The sequence below is a fragment of the Paenibacillus sp. JT22N12 genome, assembly GCF_056269365.1.
On sequence record NZ_JBWDNU010000008.1, the window covers coordinates 132,875 to 154,955 of the forward strand.

General features: G+C 52.5%; 20 protein-coding genes. 3 read left to right on the plus strand and 17 right to left on the minus strand.

Annotated elements, in window-relative coordinates; translation table 11 throughout:
- Window positions 1–206: 206 nt before the first annotated feature.
- Both AC0YOA_RS25800 and AC0YOA_RS25805 read right to left on the minus strand, forming a co-directional pair.
- On the minus strand, window positions 207–1,346 hold the full coding sequence (locus AC0YOA_RS25800) for a GntR family transcriptional regulator (protein ID WP_475789185.1): 1,140 nt from the start codon (window positions 1,344–1,346) through the stop codon (window positions 207–209).
- A 226-nt stretch (window positions 1,347–1,572) separates the two neighbouring features.
- A complete protein-coding gene (locus tag AC0YOA_RS25805; protein ID WP_475789066.1) occupies window positions 1,573–1,950 on the minus strand; it encodes an ArsR/SmtB family transcription factor in 378 nt (125 codons plus the stop codon).
- Window positions 1,951–2,227: 277 nt separating this feature from the next.
- On the opposite strand from AC0YOA_RS25805, the gene AC0YOA_RS25810 reads away from it, so the two are divergent.
- Window positions 2,228–4,384: a heavy metal translocating P-type ATPase gene (locus tag AC0YOA_RS25810; protein WP_475789067.1), complete on the plus strand. Its 2,157-nt coding sequence runs from the start codon at window positions 2,228–2,230 to the stop codon at window positions 4,382–4,384.
- Window positions 4,385–4,464: 80 nt separating this feature from the next.
- Here the strand turns inward: AC0YOA_RS25810 and AC0YOA_RS25815 are convergent, their stop codons facing one another.
- The 5 genes from AC0YOA_RS25815 to AC0YOA_RS25835 are packed head-to-tail and all read right to left on the minus strand — an operon-like array spanning window position 4,465 to window position 9,192.
- Window positions 4,465–5,442, minus strand: coding sequence for a Gfo/Idh/MocA family protein (locus AC0YOA_RS25815; protein ID WP_475789068.1), 978 nt, complete (start codon window positions 5,440–5,442; stop codon window positions 4,465–4,467).
- Between the two features lie 60 nt (window positions 5,443–5,502).
- The gene (sdaAA, locus tag AC0YOA_RS25820; protein WP_475789069.1) at window positions 5,503–6,381 is read right to left on the minus strand and encodes an L-serine ammonia-lyase, iron-sulfur-dependent, subunit alpha; all 879 of its coding nucleotides are present in this window, start codon (window positions 6,379–6,381) and stop codon (window positions 5,503–5,505) included.
- Entirely contained in the window at window positions 6,378–7,064 is a 687-nt protein-coding gene (sdaAB, locus tag AC0YOA_RS25825) for an L-serine ammonia-lyase, iron-sulfur-dependent subunit beta (protein WP_475789070.1), read from the minus strand. The genes sdaAA and sdaAB overlap by 4 nt, the downstream gene beginning before the upstream one ends.
- 35 nt (window positions 7,065–7,099) lie before the next feature.
- Window positions 7,100–8,176: a dihydrodipicolinate synthase family protein gene (locus AC0YOA_RS25830; RefSeq protein ID WP_475789071.1), complete on the minus strand. Its 1,077-nt coding sequence runs from the start codon at window positions 8,174–8,176 to the stop codon at window positions 7,100–7,102.
- Complete coding sequence (locus tag AC0YOA_RS25835; protein ID WP_475789072.1) at window positions 8,176–9,192, minus strand: NAD-dependent epimerase/dehydratase family protein; 1,017 nt, start codon at window positions 9,190–9,192, stop codon at window positions 8,176–8,178. Before AC0YOA_RS25835 ends, AC0YOA_RS25830 begins: the two co-directional genes overlap by 1 nt.
- Before the next feature lie 282 nt (window positions 9,193–9,474).
- Here AC0YOA_RS25835 and AC0YOA_RS25840 point away from each other — a divergent pair, with 282 nt between their 5' ends.
- Window positions 9,475–10,686, plus strand: a complete 1,212-nt coding sequence (locus AC0YOA_RS25840; RefSeq protein WP_475789073.1) for a chromate transporter — start codon at window positions 9,475–9,477, stop codon at window positions 10,684–10,686.
- Between the two features lie 39 nt (window positions 10,687–10,725).
- Here the strand turns inward: AC0YOA_RS25840 and AC0YOA_RS25845 are convergent, their stop codons facing one another.
- From AC0YOA_RS25845 to AC0YOA_RS25860, 4 genes are all read right to left on the minus strand, one after another.
- The gene (locus AC0YOA_RS25845; protein ID WP_210039884.1) at window positions 10,726–11,478 is read right to left on the minus strand and encodes a hypothetical protein; all 753 of its coding nucleotides are present in this window, start codon (window positions 11,476–11,478) and stop codon (window positions 10,726–10,728) included.
- A 230-nt stretch (window positions 11,479–11,708) separates the two neighbouring features.
- Window positions 11,709–12,587: a radical SAM/SPASM domain-containing protein gene (locus tag AC0YOA_RS25850; RefSeq protein WP_475789074.1), complete on the minus strand. Its 879-nt coding sequence runs from the start codon at window positions 12,585–12,587 to the stop codon at window positions 11,709–11,711.
- Between the two features lie 72 nt (window positions 12,588–12,659).
- Entirely contained in the window at window positions 12,660–13,166 is a 507-nt protein-coding gene (locus AC0YOA_RS25855) for a metallophosphoesterase family protein (protein WP_475789186.1), read from the minus strand.
- An 83-nt stretch (window positions 13,167–13,249) separates the two neighbouring features.
- Entirely contained in the window at window positions 13,250–14,110 is an 861-nt protein-coding gene (locus AC0YOA_RS25860) for a hypothetical protein (protein WP_475789075.1), read from the minus strand.
- A gap of 164 nt (window positions 14,111–14,274) precedes the next feature.
- On the opposite strand from AC0YOA_RS25860, the gene AC0YOA_RS25865 reads away from it, so the two are divergent.
- Window positions 14,275–14,403, plus strand: coding sequence for a hypothetical protein (locus AC0YOA_RS25865; protein WP_379113321.1), 129 nt, complete (start codon window positions 14,275–14,277; stop codon window positions 14,401–14,403).
- 217 nt (window positions 14,404–14,620) lie between these two features.
- Here AC0YOA_RS25865 and AC0YOA_RS25870 read toward each other — a convergent pair whose 3' ends face one another.
- From AC0YOA_RS25870 to AC0YOA_RS25895, 6 genes are all read right to left on the minus strand, one after another.
- Window positions 14,621–15,604 carry an aldo/keto reductase gene (locus AC0YOA_RS25870; RefSeq protein WP_475789187.1) on the minus strand — a complete coding sequence of 328 codons (984 nt, stop codon included), beginning with the start codon at window positions 15,602–15,604 and terminating at the stop codon, window positions 14,621–14,623.
- A 217-nt stretch (window positions 15,605–15,821) separates the two neighbouring features.
- On the minus strand, window positions 15,822–16,658 hold the full coding sequence (locus tag AC0YOA_RS25875) for a phytanoyl-CoA dioxygenase family protein (RefSeq protein ID WP_475789076.1): 837 nt from the start codon (window positions 16,656–16,658) through the stop codon (window positions 15,822–15,824).
- A 106-nt stretch (window positions 16,659–16,764) separates the two neighbouring features.
- Window positions 16,765–18,300 carry an extracellular solute-binding protein gene (locus tag AC0YOA_RS25880; RefSeq protein WP_475789077.1) on the minus strand — a complete coding sequence of 512 codons (1,536 nt, stop codon included), beginning with the start codon at window positions 18,298–18,300 and terminating at the stop codon, window positions 16,765–16,767.
- A gap of 50 nt (window positions 18,301–18,350) precedes the next feature.
- Entirely contained in the window at window positions 18,351–19,211 is an 861-nt protein-coding gene (locus AC0YOA_RS25885) for a carbohydrate ABC transporter permease (RefSeq protein WP_475789078.1), read from the minus strand.
- Complete coding sequence (locus AC0YOA_RS25890) at window positions 19,205–20,113, minus strand: ABC transporter permease (protein ID WP_379113359.1); 909 nt, start codon at window positions 20,111–20,113, stop codon at window positions 19,205–19,207. The genes AC0YOA_RS25885 and AC0YOA_RS25890 overlap by 7 nt, the downstream gene beginning before the upstream one ends.
- Before the next feature lie 171 nt (window positions 20,114–20,284).
- A complete protein-coding gene (locus AC0YOA_RS25895; protein WP_475789079.1) occupies window positions 20,285–22,075 on the minus strand; it encodes a sensor histidine kinase in 1,791 nt (596 codons plus the stop codon).
- Window positions 22,076–22,081 lie beyond the last annotated feature (6 nt).

The window sequence follows — 22,081 nt, forward strand, 5'->3', positions numbered from 1 at the left end:
TCGTGGAAACTGACTTATGTAATTAGATATACTCTAATCATCGCTTACAGAAGTTATTATAATCGGGTATTTATTTTTTGTAAATATAGAATATACTTTATTTTATATTTTATCTTTTTTGTTATACTCAATGAAAAAAACCGCCGACCATCGCGGTCAGCGGTTTCTAAATCTCGCACCTATAAGACTTCAGCTTCCACTCATTTTCAAGACTGGCCCTGCACGGTCAAAATATCGGACGGCCGGCCGCTTGAGTCCCTTTCCACCCAGCGGACAGGCACTTTGACGCCGTGATGCCCGGTATCTGTCCGTTCGATCAGCTGGACGATCAATTCTGCCGCCTTGCGGCCAATTTCATTATAATTCTGGGCAATTGTCGTTAACGGCACTTCAACATGCTGGGCAATCAAATGGTCATCGAAGCCTACAATAGACAGCTGCTCAGGAACCTGGACGCCCATCTCCAGCACATTTTTGAGAAGATCTACAGCCAGATGGTCATGCTCGGTCTGAACAGCCGTCACGCCGGACTGAAGAAGCTTCGCCATCATTTCTTTATAGAACGTTTTGCTGTTCGCGGCGGTTACGTCCCGGTAAAAATCCGTCACCACAATCTCCGGATCGATTGTTATTTTATGATCCTTGAGCGCCTTGCAGTACCCTTGATAGCGGTCCCTGACAGAGCTGCGGAATTCAATGCTGATGCTGGATACAAAGGCAATCCGGTCATGACCCAGCTCTATGAGTCTCTTCGCCGTCATATAGCCGCCCTCAAAATTATCCGAGACGACGCTTGTGATCGGCAGACTCTCAAAGTATTGGTCAATGGTCACGATCGGATAGTCGTTCCAGTGAATCGCATGGATCAGGTCAACGTTGCTGATGGTGCTGATGGGATACAAAATAATGCCGCTCGGGCCATTCTTCGGCACTCTCAGCAGCAGTTCCTTCTCCTTGTCCTTGCTCCAGTTGCTGTCATGAATGCTTAAGTAATAGCCCTTGGCATCCAGATAATCCGAAGCCCCTTTTATCGTATCAAGCTCGCTTGTCGCCATATATGGCAATATCATGGAAATAATCCGGTTCGAATGAACAGGCCCCTGGTCGGGTGGTGTGAATCCCTCTTGTTTCTTGACATAGCTTCCGCTTCCCCTGATGCGGTATATAAGCCCTTCGCGCTCCAGCTCGATCAATGCGCGCTTGGATGTAATACGGCTGACGCCTGACTGCTCCGCCAGCTCCACTTCCGTCGGAAGCTGCTGGTCAGGCGCATATTCCCCCGATTTGATTTTCTCCTTAAGCCCCTCCATAATAACCATGTACAACGGCTTATTCTCGCCTTGCATAGCACTCACTTCCAGTCCGTTCCTAAATTCATATTCACCATTGATTATATCAAATCCCAAGATTATAATGCAAATTAAATATATCAAATTAGTCTGGAACTCATTAAGGGAGCGAATATTTCAGGAATGCTTCTTTGTGCTGCCTTGCCGTGTCAATAATGAGAATATCGGGGAAAAGCAAGAAAAAGCATCGCCTGTTGTCAGGGCGATGCTTTTTTTCAACTATTTAATGATGCTTCAAATGCTCCAGCGTCTGCACGAAAATTTGCTCCACATGACTGTCATCAAGGGAATAGAAAACAGTCTTGCCGACCTTGCGGCGCTTCACGATCCGATTATTCCGCAGGAACCGCAGCTGATGCGATACGGCCGATTGTCCCATGTCCAGCACCTGCGTCAGGTCGTGAACGCACAGCTCGCTCTGGGACAAGGCATGAATCATTTTGACACGGGTCGGATCTCCCAGCGTCTTGAACAAATCCGCAATTTCCGATGCATCCGAATCGTCGACCAGCTTTTCTTTAACGGAGCTTATATCCGCTGCCGTTCCGCTGCATGCTTCGTCACAGGCATCCTGAATCAATTTCTCCGTCACGTTATCCACCAACCACTTTTAGATTTGTTCCTTATTATAGCATCCGGGTTTCCATTGGGGAAGAATGGGTGTCCAACTATATCTTTAGCCTGTATGAACCGGAGATGGTTCCATTGAATAAATAAGAAGAAATAGCCGCGTTGTCCTCTTGACGGCGTTCTCGGTATTTTACTTTATCATTTAAAAAAATAGGCATAATATTCATGGAAATGGGTTTGACAGGAAATTACATCCGGGTTATCATATGAACATGTATTCATATATTGTATGAAAGAGGGAATCCTCCATGAAGGAATATCGCGTGAAAGGCCTTTCCTGCGGCAACTGTGCGCTCGCAATCGAGAATCAGCTCAAACGTCTTGAATATGGCGAAACGGCCGAGCTTCATTACAATACAGGTAAATTGAAACTCGATCCGCGCATATCCTTCGCTGCAGTGGAGAGCATTCTGAAAGCCGATCACGCCTATATTGAACGCGGGCATGAGGATCATCACGGACATGAGAATCACGCGCACAGCCATGGCGAACAAGATCACCAGCATGGCGATGGGCATTCTCACAGCCACTCACACAGCCATAGGCATGGCTTGTTAGGTCCGATCAGGCTGCTTATCCTGTCCGTTGTCCTGTTTGCCGCAGCAATTATCATCGGCGGTTCCGCTCATGAAGCCGTTCCGGTCAGCTTGTATCTGCTTGCTACCGTCCTGAGCGGGTACTCGACCTTTCTTCGCGGACTTCGCCATTTATGGTCCCTGCGGTTTACGATAGACACGCTGATGACCATCGCGCTCATTGGCGCCATCGCAATCGGAGAATGGAAGGAGGCAACGCTTGTCGCCATTCTGTTTGGCCTCAATGAAATTCTTGAAGGCCTCGGCATGGAGAAAGCGCGGCGTTCCATGGCCTCACTTCTCAAGGTCGCTCCCAAGGAAGCTGTGAGACTCGAGGATGGCGTTGAGAAAACCGTTCCCATTGCCACTCTCGCCATTGGCGATCTCGTCATTGTCAAGCCGGGCGGAAAAATCCCTTCGGACGGCAAGGTTGAAGACGGCAAAAGCTCCGTCAATGAAGCGGCCATTACCGGTGAATCGCTGCCTGTCGAGAAATTCTCCGGCGAGCCGGTATATGCCGGAAGCATTAATAATGAGGGGGTTCTGCGGGTCCGGATTGACAAAGCTTATGAGGACTCGTCGCTTGCCACGATTTTGCATCTGGTGGAGGAAGCCCAGGAAACCAAAACGCCTACAGAGCTCTTTATTAATAAATTCGCCAAATATTATACGCCTGCCATCATGGCTGCGGCTGTGCTGGTCATGATCGTTCCTCCCTTGATCCACGGAGGAGATTGGATCAAATGGCTGTATCAGGGGTTAGCCGTGCTTATTGTGGGATGCCCCTGCGCACTCATTTTATCTTCGCCTATTGCTATCGTATCGGGGATCACACGGAATGCGCGCAACGGCATACTCATTAAAGGCGGCGTCTTCCTGGAACAGCTGGGCCGAATCGATACGCTTGCCTTCGACAAGACCGGAACCTTAACCAAAGGGGAGCCGCATGTAGAGAAAGCGGTTGTGTATGATGAAGCCCGCTTCTACCAGGTGGCAGGATCCATCGAGAAGTCCTCCTCCCATCCACTTGCCAAGGCCATTATGAAGGACATTGCACAAAGAAACATCGAGCTGCCGGAAGCCGATGAAATCAGGACCGTCCCGGGAAGCGGCATCGTAGCCGATATCCGGGGCGAGACCTATTGGCTTGGCAACGAGCAGAGCATCGGCCATATCAGCCTTCCCGATGATATTCTTGCGCAAATTATCAGCCTCAAGGAGCAGGGCCTGACTCTTGTGCTGGCTGCGGATAAGGACCGGGTGCTCGGCATGTTCGGCATTGCAGATGAGATCAGGGAAGAAAGCGCGGCCGTCATCCGCAAGCTGCACCGCGCCGGGATTCGCCAAACCGTCATGCTCACAGGCGATCATCAAAAAACGGCCGAGAAGGTCGCGGACATGGTCGGCGTCACCTCCTGCTTCAGCGGTCTGCTGCCAGAAGATAAGGTCAAGATTGTCAAGGATCTGGCAGCCCGCGGCCGCGTCGCGATGATTGGCGACGGCATCAACGATGCGCCCGCTCTCGCTTCCGCCCAGCTTGGCATCGCCATGGGCAAGGGAACCGACAGCGCCATCGAAACGGCGGATATTGTGCTTATGCAGGATCATCTGGGCAAGCTGCCGGAAGCCATCGGAATCGCCAAGCGGGTCAATGCGGTCATCCGTTTTAATATTGCCGTTGCTCTCGGACTGAAGCTGATTGCTTTGCTGCTGACGATCCCCGGCTGGCTGACGCTTTGGATCGCCATTTTATCGGATATGGGCGCCACGATATTCGTTACCTTGGTGAGCTTGACGGTATTGATCAGCCGCCGGGATAAAGCAGGCTGAGATACAGGTTTAATGATTCAACAAACAGCCATTCAGCAGCTATTAACTGCCAGGTGGCTGTTATTTTTGATAGCAGTCTACTATATATCCGGATGAATTTCTTCAGCCGCCCGGTCCGATTCATATAAGGCCTGAACGATCTTGATTACGCTGCGCGCATATTCCCCCGAACACGCAGGCTCTATATCGTGATGAATGCTTTCCAGCAGCTCGCGGTACTGAAGGACAAACGGGGATACAGTCTGAGGGGCTTCAACAAGGCGGTATTTCCCTCCCTCGCTGATCCATAGACCGACTCCCGTTGCCAGCTTGATCATGCCGCGAGTGCCGATAATTTCCGTCTCGTTGCGGTTCACTCCGCCGTAGCCGCTTTGGCTGATCGTACAAGGAATGCCGCTTGCGGTACGGAGAAAAGCGACCCCGCTTCCCTCGATATCCCCTTTGATGCCATGAAAACTGAGAGCTGCGTTCACCTGCGTGAAACAGCTGTCCGTCAGCCATTGGATCTTGTCTACCGAATGGGAGCCCAGATTCATGAATATCCCGCCGCCGGACTTGGAGCGATCGAAGAACCAGTCGGGACGATTGGGCAAATAATAATTGACGTGACGCGTATCATTAATCATGACAAGCTCGCCAATCCCGCCGCTTGCAATAATCTCTTTGGCCTTGATGTTCTCGGCAAAATAATGCTGGGTATGGCCTACCATCAGCTTGACCCCATGCAGTCTCACCGACTCTATCATTTGACCGCATTCTTCAACATCAAGCCCCATCGGTTTCTCCAGCATGATATGGCAACCCTGCTCCGCACAGGCGACAGCCGCTTCCTTATGCAAATAATGCGGCAGCGTTATAACTGCTACATCCGGCTGCTCCTCTCTGAGCATCTCATTGTAATCCGTATACGCGCGGATATGATAATCGCCGGCAGCCTGCGCCGCACTCGCTTCACGGATATCCGCGATGGCGACGGCCTCAAGCTCATCCATCTGCGAGATCGCCTTCAGATGGTCGCCGGATATCCCCCCGGCTCCGATAATCGCTGCTTTTAACATTTGCTGCTCCCGCCTCCCTTTCCCCAGAAGAAAGATTCCACGACTGTATCTGCGCCGGACTTATTCCCGGCCATACAATTCCTTCATGATCCGTTTCCCCGTCGGAGTCTGCGCAAGACCGCCCTTGGCCGTCTCCCTGAGCTTCTCCGGCATTGCCGTTCCCACCTCGCGCATCACATCGATCACCTCATCCGAAGGAATGACACTGCGCACGCCGGCCAGTGCCATATCTGCCGCCGCAAGAGCGGTGACCGCTCCAAATCCGTTGCGCACAATGCAGGGGATCTCTACCAGTCCCCCTACCGGGTCGCAGATCAGGCCAAGCGAGTTCTTCAGCGCAAGACCGACGGCATGCACGGCTTGAGCGGGCGTTCCTCCCCTCATCTCGGTGAGCGCGCCGGCCGCCATGCCGATGGCGGAGCCAATCTCCGCCTGGCAGCCGCCTTCCGCGCCAGAGATAAAAGAATTGTTCGCAATCACATAGCCAATCGCCCCGGCTGCGAATAATCCTTCTACAAGCAGGCTGTCATCCCACCCGAAACGTTCCTGGGATTGAACGAAAACGCCGGGAATGATCCCGCATGAGCCTGCTGTCGGCGTCGCGACGATCCGCCCCATAGAAGCGTTCACTTCCGATACGGCGAGCGCATACGTCATCGCTGCGGCAGCATTGCCGCCCAGTGAGGGTTCCCCGTTCCCGGCGTAATCATGAAGACGTTTGGCATCACCACCCGTCAGACCGCTGCGGGAAAGCGTGTCGGTTGTCAGACCTTTGTGGACGGCTTCTTTCATAATTTTGTAATAGGCAGCCATCTGGCTGAAGACAGCATCTTCATTCTTTTCTGTCTCCAGCGCCTGCTGCTGCAGCATCAAGCGTCCCATTGTAAGGGCGCCGGCTTCACAGCGCTCCTGCAGCTGCTGCAAGGATGCAAAATTCACAGCGCTGCCTCCTTCCCTTGCGCCAGATCCACCAGGCTGACCCGGTGAACATGGGTCAATTCAAGAATTTGTCCCGCCACTTGCGGGGGAACCGGTTCATCCGTTTCGATCACCGTCAATGCATCTCCGCTTCTGCTTTTTCGGTCCAGATCCATATTGCCGATATTCAATTGCCTTGCTTTCATGATGGTTGTGATATCTGCCAGCATGCCGGGATAATCATCGTGGAAGATCAATAATGTCGGGTAATGGGCGGAAAATCGGACATCAAAGCCATTTACGGAGATGATCTCGATATTTCCGCCTCCGATCGAAGTGCCGGTCAACCGGTCCTCGTGCCGTTCGTCTCTGAGAATAATAAGGGCCGTGTTCGGATGCTCAGCCTGCTGTGTGCCTGTGCGGAATACAACCTGCATGCCTGCCGACTCCGCCAGCTCCAGAGAATGGCGGATCCGAGAATCATCCGTACTGTAATCGAGCAGCCCGCCGACTATGGCAAGATCCGTCCCGTGACCGCGATAGGTCTCGGCAAATGAACCGTACAGGACAATTTCCGCATGCACGGGCATCGCCCCGAACAACCGGCGGGCTGCGCGTCCAAGCCGTGCGGCACCCGCTGTATGAGAGCTCGATGGTCCGATCATTCCAGGCCCGATGATGCTGAAAACATCCTTGAAGCGCATCCCTATCCCTCATTTCCACTAATCCATGAGCATTGTTACGCTTGGGAGAGCCAGCTGCCCAGGTTTTCTTTGACAAATTCATCATCATTTAAATGCGGATAGTCCCGATAGATCCGGTCGATTTCTTCCGCTTGTCCCGGAGAGAGAAACTCATGAGGATTGAGACACCAAGTGCCTTGAAGCAGTCCCTGTCTGCGCAGCACCTCATGAATGCCCGGAATGCATCCGGCAAATTGGTTAGCGGAATCAAAGAATGCCGCATTGGAATCCGTCACCTGAACATGCCGTGTCAGCCAATCCCGGGGAATTTCCGGCAGCCTGCGCACCTTTTTGATTTCCTCCAGCAGCTTCACCGCTTCCCGCGTCCAGACCGACCAATGGCCCAGCAGCCCGCCGACAATCTGCTTCTCCACCGGCTTCCCGTTCACCATGAACTGATAGCGGGTGAGCAAATCAATAATGATATTGTCATCATTCCCCGTATACAGGGCGATATCATCCCGGCGGCTCGAATAGCAGACCGCCCTGACGACATCAATGGTCTGATAACGGTTGAAGGGAGCCATCTTGATGGCAATGACATTCGGAATCTCGGCAAATTCGCGCCAGAAACCGAAGCTGAACACCTTGCCGCCCACAGACGGCTGCAAGTAGAAGCCGATGACCGGGATGACCTCCGCCACTTGTCTGGTCCGCGTCAGAATCTCCTGCTCACTCCAGCCCTCAAGTCCGCCCATGCTGAGAAGACCCGCATCGTAGCCATGCTTCAATGCGGTTCCCGCTTCTTCCAGCGCCTGCCCGGCCGGTCCGCATAAGCCGGCTATCTTGATGAAGGGCCGGCTGATTCCGGCCCGATCAACCTCCTCGGCCGCCAGCCTCAGGACCGGCTCATACAGATTAAACGCCTTGTCGCGGATCTCGAACTGCGTCGAGTGAACTCCCACGGCAATGCCGCCGGAGCCCGACGCCATATAATACCGGGTCAGTGCCCGCTGCCGCCGCTCGTCAAGCTTCCGGTTCTCGTCCAGTGCGAGTGGATGCGCCGGTATAACCATCCCCTCATGAACCGCCTTAAGCAGCTCCGGAGTCAGTGCTCTCCCTGAACCTGTCATTAGAAGTCTCCCCTTCTTTCCTGAAAGTGAGTCGGCTTGTTCCAGGTCTGCCCGCCGGCCTGAATCCATTCAGCCGTCCAATCGATCAGCTGCAGCAGGGATACCCGCGGATATCCGAAATGCTGATGGGACCTGGATGCATTGCTGAGAAGAGCGGTATCCGCCTCGGCGCCGGCAAACACGGCCTCGCTGCCGAGACGGCCTGCAAGCTCTTGTGCCGCCCAGCGGATGGACATGGTCTCCGGACCGGTAATATTCAGAATCGAAGGAGGATTTGAGCATTTGGTCAGGGAGCGCAGAGCCATCGCGTTCGCATCTCCCTGCCAGATGACATTGGCATAGCCCATCGTGAGGTCGATCGGTTTTCCCGCTTGAATAGACTTGGCCAGCTCAAGCAGAACGCCATAACGCATATCAATCGCATAGTTCAGCCGATAGATAAGCATCGGAGTGCCGTTCAATTGAGAGAAGTATTCGAATACGCGCTCCCTGCCAAGACAAGATTGCGCATACTCGCCAATCGGTCCCGGAGGAACGGACTCATCGACGCCGCCGTTCCCGACAGGAGAAAATGGATACACATTCCCGGAGGAAAACACGACGATACGGGAATCTTTATATTTGTCCGCTACTCTGCCCGGCAAATAGGCATTCATCGCCCATGTGAAATATTCTCTGCCTTTTGTGCCGAATTTATTGCCGGCCATATAGATGATATTCGCCGCATCCGGGAGCTTGCCAAGCTCGCCATCCTGGAGCAAATCGCAAGCAGTTGTCTCTACTCCCGCTTCTTCCAGCTCGGCTCTTGCTGCCTCGTCAGAGAAACGGGAAACGGCGATTACCCGCTTCGCGAGTCCTCCATCCCGGATTGCATTCATTGCCAGTCTTGCAAGGCTGGGTCCCATCTTGCCGCCTGCACCCAGAATCATAATGTCCCCGTCAACCGATGCCAGGTCGCGCACAAGGCTCTCGGATGGCTCAGCCAGTCTGGATTCTAATTCAACTACTGTTCTCATGGATTTGATAGCTCCTCTCCAATGGTTGTTAGGCTTATTATAATGAAGCCCCCTCATTTAAGACAAATCTTTAAATTGTCTTTTAATAGCTGTTGATGAATGAACAAAAAGACGCCTTGGCAGGCGCCTTTAATCATTCCGTTCCATTCGTTTTTTTCGCTTCGGTTTCACTCGCAGCAGTTGTCCTGTTCAAATCTGCAGAAATTTTCCCGTGATTTTAAACCATCATTACAATTGGGTTGTATACTTGTTAGGAAAGCAGGAGGAGGAAGAAACATACATATGGCAACGGTTGAAGAGAATTCCCCGAATAAGAGCAAAATAAAGGTGCTTATTGAGTTATTGCAGGTTTCCACCAGACTTGGCCTGACTTCCTTCGGGGGACCTGTCGCTCATCTTGGCTATTTTCATGAAGAATACGTACGCAGGCGTAAATGGATGGATGAACGCAGTTACGGGGATCTGGTGGCTTTGTGCCAATTCCTTCCGGGACCGGCAAGCAGTCAGGTAGGAATGGGAATCGGGATCATCCGGGGAGGACTGATCGGGGGTATCGTATCCTGGATCGGTTTTACACTGCCCTCTGTTATTGCCCTTGTGCTGTTCGCTTTTCTGCTGAAAGGCATGGATATCAGCGGCGCCGGGTGGCTGCACGGGCTGGAAATCGTCGCTGTCGCCGTTGTGGCCCTGGCCATCTTCGGCATGGGTCAGAAGCTTGCCCCCGATCGGAACCGCATTACCCTGGCGATCGCCGCAGCGGCGGTCACATTGCTGTGGCAGACGGCATTCAGCCAAGTGGCGGTTATCATTGCCGCTGGCTTGCTCGGCGTTGTGATGTACCGCAATAGCGATGTCCAGGCTATTCCCCCGATGGCTGTACCGGTAAGCCGCAGCATCGGCAACCTGTGTTTGCTGTTATTCCCCGTTCTTCTGGTTGCGCTGCCCTTCCTGCGCCAGCTTGGAATCAATGGCATGCTGCCGCTGTTTGACAGCTTTTACCGGGCAGGAGCTCTTGTATTCGGCGGGGGCCATGTCGTACTCCCGCTGCTGGAGAAGGAAGTGGTGCCGGCGGGCTGGGTCAGCAGGGAAAGCTTCATGGCTGGTTACGGCGCAGCCCAGGCGGTTCCCGGTCCACTGTTCACCTTTGCCGGATATTTAGGGGCTATGGCCAAAGGCATATCCGGAGCTGTCATAGCCACCGTCGCCATCTTCCTGCCCGCTTATTTGCTTATTGTCGGAGCGCTGCCATATTGGAGCATGCTCCGCCAAAAGCCGGCCGTTCAAGGCGCGTTAACCGGCGTCAACGCGGCTGTTGTAGGTCTTCTCCTCGCCGCGCTTTATGATCCGTTGTGGACCACTGCCATTTTGACGCCCGTCGATTTTGTCCTGGCCGCGGTATTGTTTATTATGCTGTCTTTCTGGAAGCTGCCCCCATGGATCGTTGCCGCCGCCGGTGCGGCAGGCGGCACTTTTATTAGTTATTTGAGCATGTAATTATGCAGGCCATGAGCCAGTCGGGATGGCACGGTTGTTTTACGTGTTCAGTTCAACGGCTTCCATCGCGACCCTTTCCCAGATACGGTCAAGCGTCAAGGACAGGTTGGAGCCTCTTTGCGGATGCAGATACGGCTCCTTGCTGCGGAAATAATGCGGATGCCCGCCGAGTACCGTAATCGTCCCCAAGTGGCCGGGTGCATGCTTGAGCCTGTTCCAAAACGGCACGCCGAGTTTATTCCGGCTCCAGCCGCCCCAGCTCCCCAATCTGGTGATGGGATCCTTCAATATTCCGTCCTCATCGACCGCCTGAAAATAGCTTACCTTTTCACGCAAATCCCTCCGGATCGGCGTCTTGGGCGAACCAACCTGAATGATCCGGCAATCCGGAAGGATCCCCTCTCTGTTTAACAGCAGGGCAGCCCGATAAGCTGCGACGCCTCCTCCGCTGTGGCCGATAAACAGTACAGGATGACCTGCCGAGAGTTCACGGACCTGCGCCGCCACCGCCCTGCCTCCAGGACGATGCGAAATCCAAAAACGCGTCAGGTCCACGCCAACCTGAATAATTTGGCGAACCATGCTCTGCGTATGATCGCCATAAGGCAGCAGCTCGCGAATCACCGGATCCCGCCCTGCTTCGTGGAAACGGTGCTTCAGCTCCCGTTTGCATTCATCAAAAATAGTCGGTGTCGATGCAACCCCCGCAACCAAATAAATATGCCATTTTGGAGCTTCATCCAACATCATCATTTTCCTCACCGCCTGTTCGCTTCCGGCTGGGCCATACATGCCGCGGCCTCCTGCTGTTAGTATGGGACGGACAGCCCTTAATTCATTCCTTCATTTTTTACGATTGCCCGGCTGAAGTTCTTCAAAGTCATTCTGATGGAATATTATATTATGGTAAATTGAAAAGGGCCGCGTTTCCGCGGCACTTTGCTGACAAATTTTTCATTGGTTCGGGCTCCAAGCCGCCGCCGCTCCCGCAGATTGCGCAAATTTTCGTCTTTTGCTTGCTTTTACATGCTGAACCGCTTGCGATAATCGCATTTCCTGCATAATTCCTCGACAACTTCTCTTCGCGAGAAGCCGTCGTACAGCTTATTGGCCCGCTCGCCCTCAATAATCTCGGAGAAAGGAGTGCGGTTGATGTTTCCCAGATTGATTGCGCCTTCGCCATCAAGACAGCAGGGAATCACGGTTCCGTCGACCAGTATGCCGGCCTGATTCCGCAGTCCGTGGCAGAAGCCCTTGCCTTCGTCCTCCTGCTCCTTGTAATCAGGCCATACGAATTCATGCTCCTGATTCAGGTAGATCCTGTCGGCTATTTTGATTCCGCTGCCGCGGACAAATTTATCCTCAATCTTATAATCAAGCCGGAATTCCTCTTCGATGATCTCCAGAATTTCCCGATTGCGGTTGCGCTCCAGATTGGTGGCATTATCCTGCGTCAGATTCCACAGCCGGAATGAAATCAGAATATTCGAGGCCGCTACCGCTTCCTTGGCATAAGCCAGCACACTCTTGATGTAACCTTGCTTATCGGTTGAGCCTTCATGGCCGTCAAAGCTGTGCAGGGAGAAGTTGATTTGCCTGAGCGCCGGCTTTCCCATAATCTTGGGACCCGCTTTATGAAGAAGAGTGCCGTTGGAGGTCAAATTCACCTTGAAGCCCCGCTCATGGCTGAGATCCAGCAGTTGATCCAGCTTGGGATGGAGCATCGGCTCCCCCTTGACGTGAAAATAAATATGCTCCGTATGGGGCTTGATCTCATCGAGAATTTTCGTAAAGGCATCTATCTTAATGAAATTCGCCTGCCGCTTTGTCGGGGGACAGAAGGTGCAGGACAGATTGCAAACGCTCGTAATCTCGATATAAAATTTTTTGAACTTTTTCAATGCTTATGCTCCATTCGGCGAAATGAGTGAATAATCATGTCATTATTATATCATAGGAATGCGAGAATACGGCTACGATTTCTTGTCAAAAAAGATATGTTTGGCTTTCACCGCCCCATTATTCAGCTCCAGCACACCGAAGGAATACAAGGACTGTCTTCTCTTGTCCGTTGGCGATCCCGGATTCATAATCAGCGCCTCTTTATTCCGTTTCAATACGGGAATATGGGAGTGTCCGTATATGATCACGTCCAGATCCTCTTTCTGGAAGCTTCCGAGCGCGCATGCCTCCGTATCGATTCGTTTGCCTGCTCCATGCCCGTGAACGATGCCGATGCGGCACCCTTCCATGGTCAGCAGCTTGATCAAACCAAACCTTGCGATAATCTCCGGACCGTCATTATTGCCCGCAACCCCGTCGGTAGGCGCATAGCCCGCCAGTTCCTCATATACGGATATCTGTGTCCAGTCTCCAGCATGCAAAATATGGTCCGCAGTACGAAGCTCACGCACCAGGCGCGCAGGCAGCTTCTTGTTCATCCTTGGCATATGAGTGTCCGAAACAACAATAATCCTCATTTGCTGCCGCACCTCGCCTTTCATAATTTCTCCCTCAGAATCAAGGATGATATGCAGCCGCATCCTGGTTCCGCATAATTTGGTCATAATGAGACCCTCAACCTGATCAGTTTCTCAGGCTTGTTCATGAAGCTTGCATTCCGGTAAACCCGCTCCAGCTCATCGGCATACCGGTCGAACTGCTGAAGGGAAGCAGCAGATAAATTTGCAACCAGAATACCGCAGCCCGGCACTCCGGGATTAACCTCTGTAGAGGTGCTGCCTATACTTTCAATAAAGAAATCAATACCGGATAAATTAGCATCCATATCCTTCAACAAGGCTTTAAGCCGGTTATGCAGCTCCTTCTGCTGCTCCAATGTTTCATAACCGTACCACAGCATCGTTCTGACGCCGCGCCCTGCGGCTTTCACGAACAAATCGGCATAACACCTCCCATTGGCATTCTCTTCAAGAATCCGGTAAGGGTCGATGTGGAGAAATGTTTCATGGCCCATCTGTTCCACCTCAGACCAGAGAAGATCAATGGAATCGCCCGATAGAGTCTGAACAAGGCTGTGCAAATTTTGTTCATCCGCATATTTTCTGATATCGGCCAAAGGCTCCTCCTCGATATCGCAAAACAAATACATGCCTCTGTCCTTCAGCAGCTCCATGGCAAGGCCTGGTGAGCCCAGATAAGCGGAAATACCATTTTGGGCTCCCTGCATAAGATTCACAAGCTCAATATAAGGGGAATGCCCGATAAACGGATAGTCGTTCCGCTCAAGCTCATGAAGCAGATGAAAGATGCCATATGCTCTCCGGCCTGTCCGGTCCAGAAGATACTTTGGAAATGCGGAATTGGATTCAACGTAACGATTCGGGCGCTCCTCTTTCAGAAAAAAGCATAAGGGCAGATGCTTCCAAACATCGCCGATTTCGCCATAATGCGTATAAGGCATAGTGCATCCCCTTTCAGTTTTAGAAAAGCAGCAGCTTGTGAAGCCGGTCCTGTTCGGGCAAGATATCAAGGTATGCCATCTTTCGTCAATTCCGCTCATGCGTACAATCAGCCCAATCGGGGTATAATTTCATGAAGACATTTTCTCGCGAGGAGGGATTGATCATGAAAAAAGTACTCATGACTGCAGCCGGACTGGGAATCGTTTATTTAATGAGAAACAAAGAGGCCCGCGAAAAACTCATGCACAGAGTGCAGTCCTTTGCGGACAGAGCCAAGCATCCGCATATATAATTTGTTAAGCGGAATTTGAATGTTTCTAACCTTATAGAAAATTATAGGCGAGAAACATCTACATTCTATAAAATTGAAACAAACCGCCAGGCTAATGGTAGCCGGGCGGTTTGTTTCAGGCTCAGAAGTAATGGCTGCTCTTACCCGGAATGCTTAATTATAATCAATATGGATTTGAAGCATATGCGACAGGAACTGTCAGAAAATCAGGAAGGCCTCAGTTCAAGCCGCCCAACACCGGATGCGGCAAATACGGCTCTTCCAGACTCGAAACTTCTTCGGCAGTCAGCTGCAGGGACAAGGCAGCAACCGCATCATCCAAATGATGGGATTTGGTAGCGCCTACGATCGGAGCTGTAACAGGCGACTTTTGCAGTACCCAGGCAAGCGCTACCTGCGCCCGCGGGACTCCACGTTTCTCGGCTAGCTCTGCAACACGCTGAGCGACCTTGCGGTCGGCGTCGGCTGTTTCGGAGAAGAGCTTTTTGCCGAATTCGTCGGTCTGCGAACGTTCGCTCGTTTCATTCCAATCGCGCGTCAGGCGTCCCCGTGCAAGCGGACTCCATGGAATAACGCCGATCCCTTCCGCCTCGCACAATGGCAGCATCTCACGCTCTTCCTCCCGGTACAGAAGGTTCAGGTAGTTCTGCATGCTGACAAAGCGTGTCCAGCCGTTGCGCTCGGAAACAAACAGCGATTTCTGAAACTGCCACGCATACATGGAAGAAGCGCCGATATAGCGGGCTTTGCCGGATTTCACGACATCATGCAGCGCCTCCATCGTCTCTTCAATGGGGGTATTGGCATCCCAGCGGTGAATCTGGTACAGATCAACATAGTCTGTTCCGAGCCGCTTCAAGCTGTTGTCGATCTCGCTCAGGATCGCTTTGCGCGACAATCCCGCACCGTTAGCACCAGGGTGCATACGGCCGTGAACCTTGGTAGCAATGACGATCTCATCGCGATTGGCATAATCGCGGAGCGCCCGTCCGACAATTTCCTCGCTGGTTCCATCGGAGTATACATTAGCTGTATCAAAAAAGTTGATGCCAAGCTCAAGCGCCTTCTTGATGAAAGGACGGCTGTCCTCCTCATTCAGCGACCATGGATGCGGACCACGCTCCGGAACGCCATAGCTCATACAGCCAAGACATATACGGGAGACATCAAGACCTGTTTTGCCAAGCTTTACATAATTCATGGAATCATCCCTTCTTTCCATTGCTATTATTCTCCTCTTTTATCCTATCAGAAAAATACGCTTACAGCCAAACATAAACGGCGGGAAGCCATCTCAAGGAACGAAAGAAACACGCCCTTCAATGAAGAAGAGCGTGTTCCTTGCAATCTCTGTTCGATGGAATAACGTCAATTCCCCTGAGCATTGTGGGCAGAAGGCCGTTGACCGCCGATACTGCCTATTTCGGCTTATACACGCTGTTTTCCACATCACCGCCAAATGCCAGCTGCTTCAACGGGACCATTGAATCGTCCGGAACATAGTATTTGAAAGGATTGTCGCTGATCTCGCCCAGCAGCTGCCTGCGGATGGGACTCGCGTCCTTCAGCAGCCGTTCCGATGCGGTTTTGTAGTCAATGGGCCTCATCCAGATGGGGCTGTAACCAAGAAACAGCTGCCGCCTTGTGAATGATGATTGGTTGGGCGCCCCGGCATGCCAGAGATTTTGCGGAAAAATAAATACGTCGCCGGGCTCTCCGCATACCTGCATCTCATCCGGCAGCTCCTCCCGCACATTTTGCGTATCCGGACGGTAGACGACATTATGGGAACGGGGAATGATCTTGGTGTTGCCGCGGTTGGGCTCTGACATGTCGCTCAGCATGTAGCAGGTTTTGATATAGTAGGTCGCCGCAAGGCCGTTGATCTCGGGAAACTGCGGATGCGGCCCGTCCTGATGCCAGTTGATAAAGCTGCTCGTGCTGGTCTTGATGTCGTCCGGATTCGGCTTGCGCACGGTCAGATGCGAGATATGCAGCTGGATATTGTGGCGGAGCAGCCGGACGATAAGCGGCAGCACGGCGGGTTCATCAATCAGCGAAGCAATCTCCTCATGGCGCTCCACACTGTTGTAAATATTATAGGACAGCGACTCCGGTTCTTCTGCCAGAATCCCGTCAACCGCCTGATTCAGCCTCGCCACCTTATCCGCAGACAGCACCCCTTTGATCAGCAGATAACCTTCCTCGTGAAACTGTCTGGCCAATTCCTCAATATTGAGCTGATGATTACTCATTGTCAGATCCTCCACACTTTAATAATCCAAAGTACGTCTTCACTTGCACATCATCCGGTGTACATCTTGCCGGCTACCGAAATAGCCGGCATCCGCACAGCTTCTTTTATTTCAGAAATCCAAGCTTCTCCAGCTGTTCCTGTGCCGAATCGATATACATCTTGTAATTCATGGACGTATCCAAGGTATTCAAAAAAGCATCGTATTCCTCAATCGGCCGTTTGCCATAAACAAACTTGGTCAGCTCCTCCTCGATATAGCGCGTTGCGTCGGCGGCGTTATAATTATCCGGGAAATCGATAAATCCGCCATAGGTTTCAATATGCGGCTGATTGGCTGCAAAATCGACGAATGCCTTTTGCGGCGCGAACTTCACCGACAGATAGTCCTTCTCCGGTCGTCCCGTAAATTGATAGAGCCAGAAATAGGCGCCTTCCTTGCCCAGCAGCTCCGTAGGAACGACGGTATCGCCCTCGATATTGTAATGCTTGCCTTCCACGCCGTATTGAACCAGATTGGAGCCGTCAGTGGACACATAATTGAGCAGCTCGATCACTTTGTCCAGCTTTTCGGGATTTTTCTCCAGCGCCTTCGGAATCGCATACAGCGCCGGTGTCATCCCCACATCCCATGCGCTGGCGAATTTGCCCCCGGGGCCTTCCGGCGCCTCGATCTGAATCCACTCGGCATCCGGATTCACCGCCTTGATCTGTTCGGTGAACTGGTCCTTCGTCATATTCGGCCAGTCGATATAGATGATGCCGGCCTGACCCTTGATCGCCTTCTCCTGATGCTGCAGCCCGGAATTGGCCATCAGCTCCGGATCGACCGCTCCTGCTTCGACAAGCTTCCTGATAAAGGTCAATGCATCCTTCATGCCGGGATCATGGAGCGAATTCACGAGCTTATTGTCGCGGATATACATGGTGGGACCGCCATCGAAGCCGATGCCATGGGCACCAAAGACAGAACTGAAAGTGCCTAATTTGGCTCCGGTCATGCCAAATGTGTCCTTCTTGCCATTGCCGTCAGGGTCCTGATCCGTGAAAGCCTTCGCGACAGTGTACAGATCATCCAGCGTTTTAGGCGGCTGCAGACCCAGCTTATCCAGCCAGTCCTTCCTTACCCAATAGGTGTTGTAAGGAATTTGCGGCGATTTGGCAATCGCATAGACGCGGTCATTGAACATGCCCTTCTTCAAGCTGTCCTCGCCGATGAAATCAATTGTCGGCTTCAGCTTGTCGAGATAATCCGACAGATCCAGCAGCAGCCCCTGTTCGGAGAACTGCTTCAGCTGCAGGCGGTCGACCGTGAACAAATCGGGAAAATTCGCCGACGCCATACGAACATTCAGCTGATTCTTGTAATCATCTCCAGACGCATAGACCGTCAGATTCAGGTCCGTTCCAAGCTTGCTGTCCAGCTCCTGCTTGATGATATCCTGATCCGGCGAAGGCAGGCCGTTCCCCGGCTCGATAATATCAATCTTCACCGCTTTGCCGGGAGCTTCCGCAGCAGGCGCTGCAGCATTTGGCTGACCTCCCGCTGTCGTCGTTTCATCCTTGCTTCCGCAGCCGGCGAGCAGCGTACCCGACAGTACGGCTGCCATAACCAGGCCGAGAATCCTGTTCCTTTTGACCATGTGAGCCAACCCCTCTCGTATTTTTCATCTTCATAACCGGCATCGGTGATTTAGCCCTTCACGGAGCCAAGCAGCATGCCTTTGGTGAAATGCTTCTGGATGAATGGATAAACGATAATAATAGGCAAACTCGCTGTAATAACGGAGGCCATCTGCATGGTCTCGGTCGGCAGGACATTATCGACATTTTCCAGAGGCTGCTGCGTCATCATCAGAATTTCACGAATGATGACCTGCAGCGGGAACAGCGTGCGGTCCGTCACATACATAATCGCTTGAAAAAATTCATTCCAGTGCCCAACCATATAAAACAGGCCAATGGTCAGCATTGAAGGAACGGACAGCGGGATGACGATCTGCAGCAGAATCCGCAGCTCCTTCGCGCCGTCAATCCGCGCTGATTCGAACAGCTCCTCAGGCATGCCTTCGTAGAAGCTTTTCATGATCAGCACATTGAAGCTCCATACCGCGTTCGGAAGAATCATCGACCATACAGAATCCAGCAGCCCCAGCGATTTCACCACGAGATAAGTCGGGATCAGTCCTCCGCTGAACAGCATAGTGAACAGGATCAGCATTAGGAACAGGCTTCGCCCCGGCATCAGCTTGCGGCTGAGCGGATAGGCCATCAAGGCTGTCAGAATCAGGTTGACCAGGGTCCCGACGATTGTAATGAATGCCGTCACCGCAAGCGCCCTCGGAATGCCGGTCTGGGTAAACAGCTGGCCGTAAGCCGAGAACGTAATGCGTTTGGGGATAAGAATGAAGCCGCCGTTCTTCAGCACCTCCGAGATCGGCGTGATGGATACGGTTACGACGTACATGAGCGGAAGAATGGCCGCAAGCGCGGCAATTCCGAGAAACACATAGACGATGAAGTTAACGATGCGGTCCTCCAGGCTTTTTACCATATGCCCTCACCCCATTTCTTGGCCAGCTGATTGGAGCCGAGCACAAGCACAAGGCCGATCAACGATTTGAATAGTCCTACTGCGGCTCCGAGACTGAAGTTCAGCTGCTGCAGACCCGTCCGGAACACCCAGGTATCAAGAATATCCGCGACCGCATACACCTGAATATTGTATAAAATATAGATCTGATCGAAGCCCGCATCCATGATCTGACCCAGCTTCAAAATAAACAACAGCACAATGACATTGCGGATACCCGGCAGTGTAATATGCCAGATCATCCGGAATCTGCCAGACCCGTCCACTCTCGCCGCTTCATACAGCGTAGGATCAATCCCCGTCATTGCGGCCAGATAGATGATCGCCCCCCAGCCGAGGTCCTTCCAGATTTCCGAGCCTACCAGGATCGCCCGAAAATGATCAGGCGAGGTCAGAAAAGGGATGGAGCTGAAGCCCAGATCCTCCAGCCAGCGGTTGAACAGGCCTGAGCTTTGCGACAGCAGGGCCAGCAAAATCCCGTAGATAATGACCCATGAGAGAAAATGCGGCATATACGTCAGTGTCTGCACGATCGACTTGAACCACTTATGCCGGCATTCGTTCAGCAGCAGCGCCATCAGGATCGGCGGCACAATGCCGAATATCAGCTTGTAGAAGCTGATGAGAAACGTATTGACGAGCAGCTGCGAGAAATAAGGCGAATGAAAAAACTGCTCGAAATATTTGTACCAGGGATCCGCCCATTTGCTGTGAAGCATGCCGTCCAGGATGCTGTAATCCTTGAAGGCAATAATAACCCCGTACATCGGCAGGTAACGGAACAAAATGTAATACAGAATTCCGGGCAGCAGCATCAGATAGAATGCACGGTATGCCCATACCCTTTTTCCCAGCTGTTTCATCTGTGGCCTGGGCTTCTTGGGAGCCGTCACCGCAGCCGTGGCCCACTTATCCATGAAATCACCTCACTGTAAGATGTTTGCGCTTACATTTTGCGTGATTTCAGTATAGCAAGCCCGGATTAGCCGTTCTATGCAGTGATTATGCGAAACTGTTCCAATTCTTGCAACCGCTTACGAATCAGGCGGAAATTCATCGGGTTTGACCGCAGGCAGCTCCACGCGGACCAGCATGCCCTTCATCGGCAGACTGAACACCCTGAGTCCGTATGGCTGCCCGTAGTGCAAACGGATTCTTTCATGCACATTCATAATGCCGATACCCGTAAAACGGTCCTTGCTCGGGGGCGTGCGCCTCTCGGAGAAAATCGTTTCAAGCTGATGCTTGTCCATGCCCACGCCATCGTCCCGGATGATGAAAACAAGCTTGCCGCGAACCAGCTTCGTGCGGATGGTTATCCTTCCTTTGCGCCTCTGCGGCGCGATTCCGTGAAAAATCGCATTCTCCACAAGCGGCTGCAGCGTCAGCTTCAGCACCGTGCAGCGGAGCGCGGCCGGATCCGTATCCAGCTCAAGCGAGAATTTATCGCCGTACCTTACCTGCTGGATATGGACATACATCATCAGCCCGTCCAGCTCCTCCTTCAGAGTGACGAACTCGCTTTGTTTATCGAAGCTGAACGACAACAAACCGACCAAAGATTTGATCGTCTCGCGGACGGCGTCGGTCTTCTGCTGCTTGGCAAGACTGCTGATGCAGGCCAGCGTATTGTACAGGAAATGAGGTGCGATCTGGCTTTGCAGCATCTTTAGCTCCAGCTGCAGCTTGTGGGATTCCGCTTCCTTGATTTCATGAACCAGATGCTGGATGCGCTCCATCATGGCGTTATAGCTTTTGGCCAGCATGCCGATCTCGTCGCTGCGGTTGACGGTGATCGCCGAGAGAATTTCCACTTCACGCACACGGTTCATTTTGGCTGCAAGCGTGCGGATCGGATAAGCAAAATAACGGCTCATCAGGTAGGAGCCAAACAGCAGCAGCACAAACCAGATCACGGCGACATTGCCGTAATTGCGGTACAGCATCGTAATATTTTGATAGAAATAGCTGTTCTCATAGAAAGCGATGAAATGCCAGCCCAGCCGGTTCACTCCGGCCTTGACCGCCACCAGCTTGCCGGTTGGCCCGTTAAGCTGCGATACGCCCACCTTGAGGTTGGCCATTTCGCTTAAAAAACCGCTGTCCAGGCTGGGCGGGAATACGTTCGTGTGGTAAGGCAGCAGACGGTAGAAGCTGAGCGGCAGGCTGGCATCAAAGGATTGCACGGCATTGCCCTTGCTGGTAATAATGGCAAAGGTCTGATTCTTCGTATTCATGAAGGTAGCCAGCAGCCCCGTCAGCTTGTTCAAATCGACCTCCACAACCGCCATCCCTTTAAAGCTGCGGTCCCCGCCGGCAATGGGAAGCACGAAAGCGACGGTCCGGCCGGAAAGAGGCGAATCGTAGGGCTCCGTAATGAACACGCCATAGCTGCTTCTGGCCTGCTCCAGCAGGCTGCCCAGAATGGGGTTGCCCATGATTTCGAAGTTCACCTGCGTATTGGATACCACCCTTCCATCCTCGCGCACCAGGTACAGCGTCCGGTACAAGGTGCTGTTCTGGCCGGCATACTGGCGCAGCAGCTCAATCGCTTCCCCTTCTTTATCCTCGTCCAGGAGGTCGGGGCGTTCGCGGAGCATCAGCAGGATGCTCTGCACATTGTCGAGGTAAGCGTTCAAATACAGATTGGTGCGGTCGATAATAATTTCTGAGTCGCTGACCACCTGTTTGCGGAACAGCTGCTCGGCGTCCTTCAGGTTCAGCCAGGCGAGCAGGCCAAAAAGCAGCAGAGTGCCGATGAACAGAAACAGAAAATGCTTCAAGGCGATACTCCAGCTGCTGACATTCAGCGTCCATCTCGGCAATTCGCA

What these genes read in the sequence shown, in the direction of transcription:
- AC0YOA_RS25800 (WP_475789185.1), bottom strand. Translation starts at nt 1,346, where the DNA reads ATGCAAGGCGAGAATAAGCCGTTGTACATGGTTATTATGGAGGGGCTT.
- AC0YOA_RS25890 (WP_379113359.1), bottom strand. Translation starts at nt 20,113, where the DNA reads ATGAAACAGCTGGGAAAAAGGGTATGGGCATACCGTGCATTCTATCTG.
- sdaAB (WP_475789070.1), bottom strand. Translation starts at nt 7,064, where the DNA reads ATGCGCTTCAAGGATGTTTTCAGCATCATCGGGCCTGGAATGATCGGA.
- AC0YOA_RS25845 (WP_210039884.1), bottom strand. Translation starts at nt 11,478, where the DNA reads ATGTATGGCCCAGCCGGAAGCGAACAGGCGGTGAGGAAAATGATGATG.
- AC0YOA_RS25815 (WP_475789068.1), bottom strand. Translation starts at nt 5,442, where the DNA reads ATGTTAAAAGCAGCGATTATCGGAGCCGGGGGGATATCCGGCGACCAT.
- AC0YOA_RS25835 (WP_475789072.1), bottom strand. Translation starts at nt 9,192, where the DNA reads ATGAGAACAGTAGTTGAATTAGAATCCAGACTGGCTGAGCCATCCGAG.
- AC0YOA_RS25865 (WP_379113321.1), top strand. Translation starts at nt 14,275, where the DNA reads ATGAAAAAAGTACTCATGACTGCAGCCGGACTGGGAATCGTTTATTTA.
- AC0YOA_RS25830 (WP_475789071.1), bottom strand. Translation starts at nt 8,176, where the DNA reads ATGACAGGTTCAGGGAGAGCACTGACTCCGGAGCTGCTTAAGGCGGTT.
- AC0YOA_RS25855 (WP_475789186.1), bottom strand. Translation starts at nt 13,166, where the DNA reads ATGAGGATTATTGTTGTTTCGGACACTCATATGCCAAGGATGAACAAG.
- AC0YOA_RS25880 (WP_475789077.1), bottom strand. Translation starts at nt 18,300, where the DNA reads ATGGTCAAAAGGAACAGGATTCTCGGCCTGGTTATGGCAGCCGTACTG.
- AC0YOA_RS25870 (WP_475789187.1), bottom strand. Translation starts at nt 15,604, where the DNA reads ATGAATTATGTAAAGCTTGGCAAAACAGGTCTTGATGTCTCCCGTATA.
- AC0YOA_RS25810 (WP_475789067.1), top strand. Translation starts at nt 2,228, where the DNA reads ATGAAGGAATATCGCGTGAAAGGCCTTTCCTGCGGCAACTGTGCGCTC.
- AC0YOA_RS25840 (WP_475789073.1), top strand. Translation starts at nt 9,475, where the DNA reads ATGGCAACGGTTGAAGAGAATTCCCCGAATAAGAGCAAAATAAAGGTG.
- AC0YOA_RS25860 (WP_475789075.1), bottom strand. Translation starts at nt 14,110, where the DNA reads ATGCCTTATACGCATTATGGCGAAATCGGCGATGTTTGGAAGCATCTG.
- AC0YOA_RS25875 (WP_475789076.1), bottom strand. Translation starts at nt 16,658, where the DNA reads ATGAGTAATCATCAGCTCAATATTGAGGAATTGGCCAGACAGTTTCAC.
- AC0YOA_RS25885 (WP_475789078.1), bottom strand. Translation starts at nt 19,211, where the DNA reads ATGGTAAAAAGCCTGGAGGACCGCATCGTTAACTTCATCGTCTATGTG.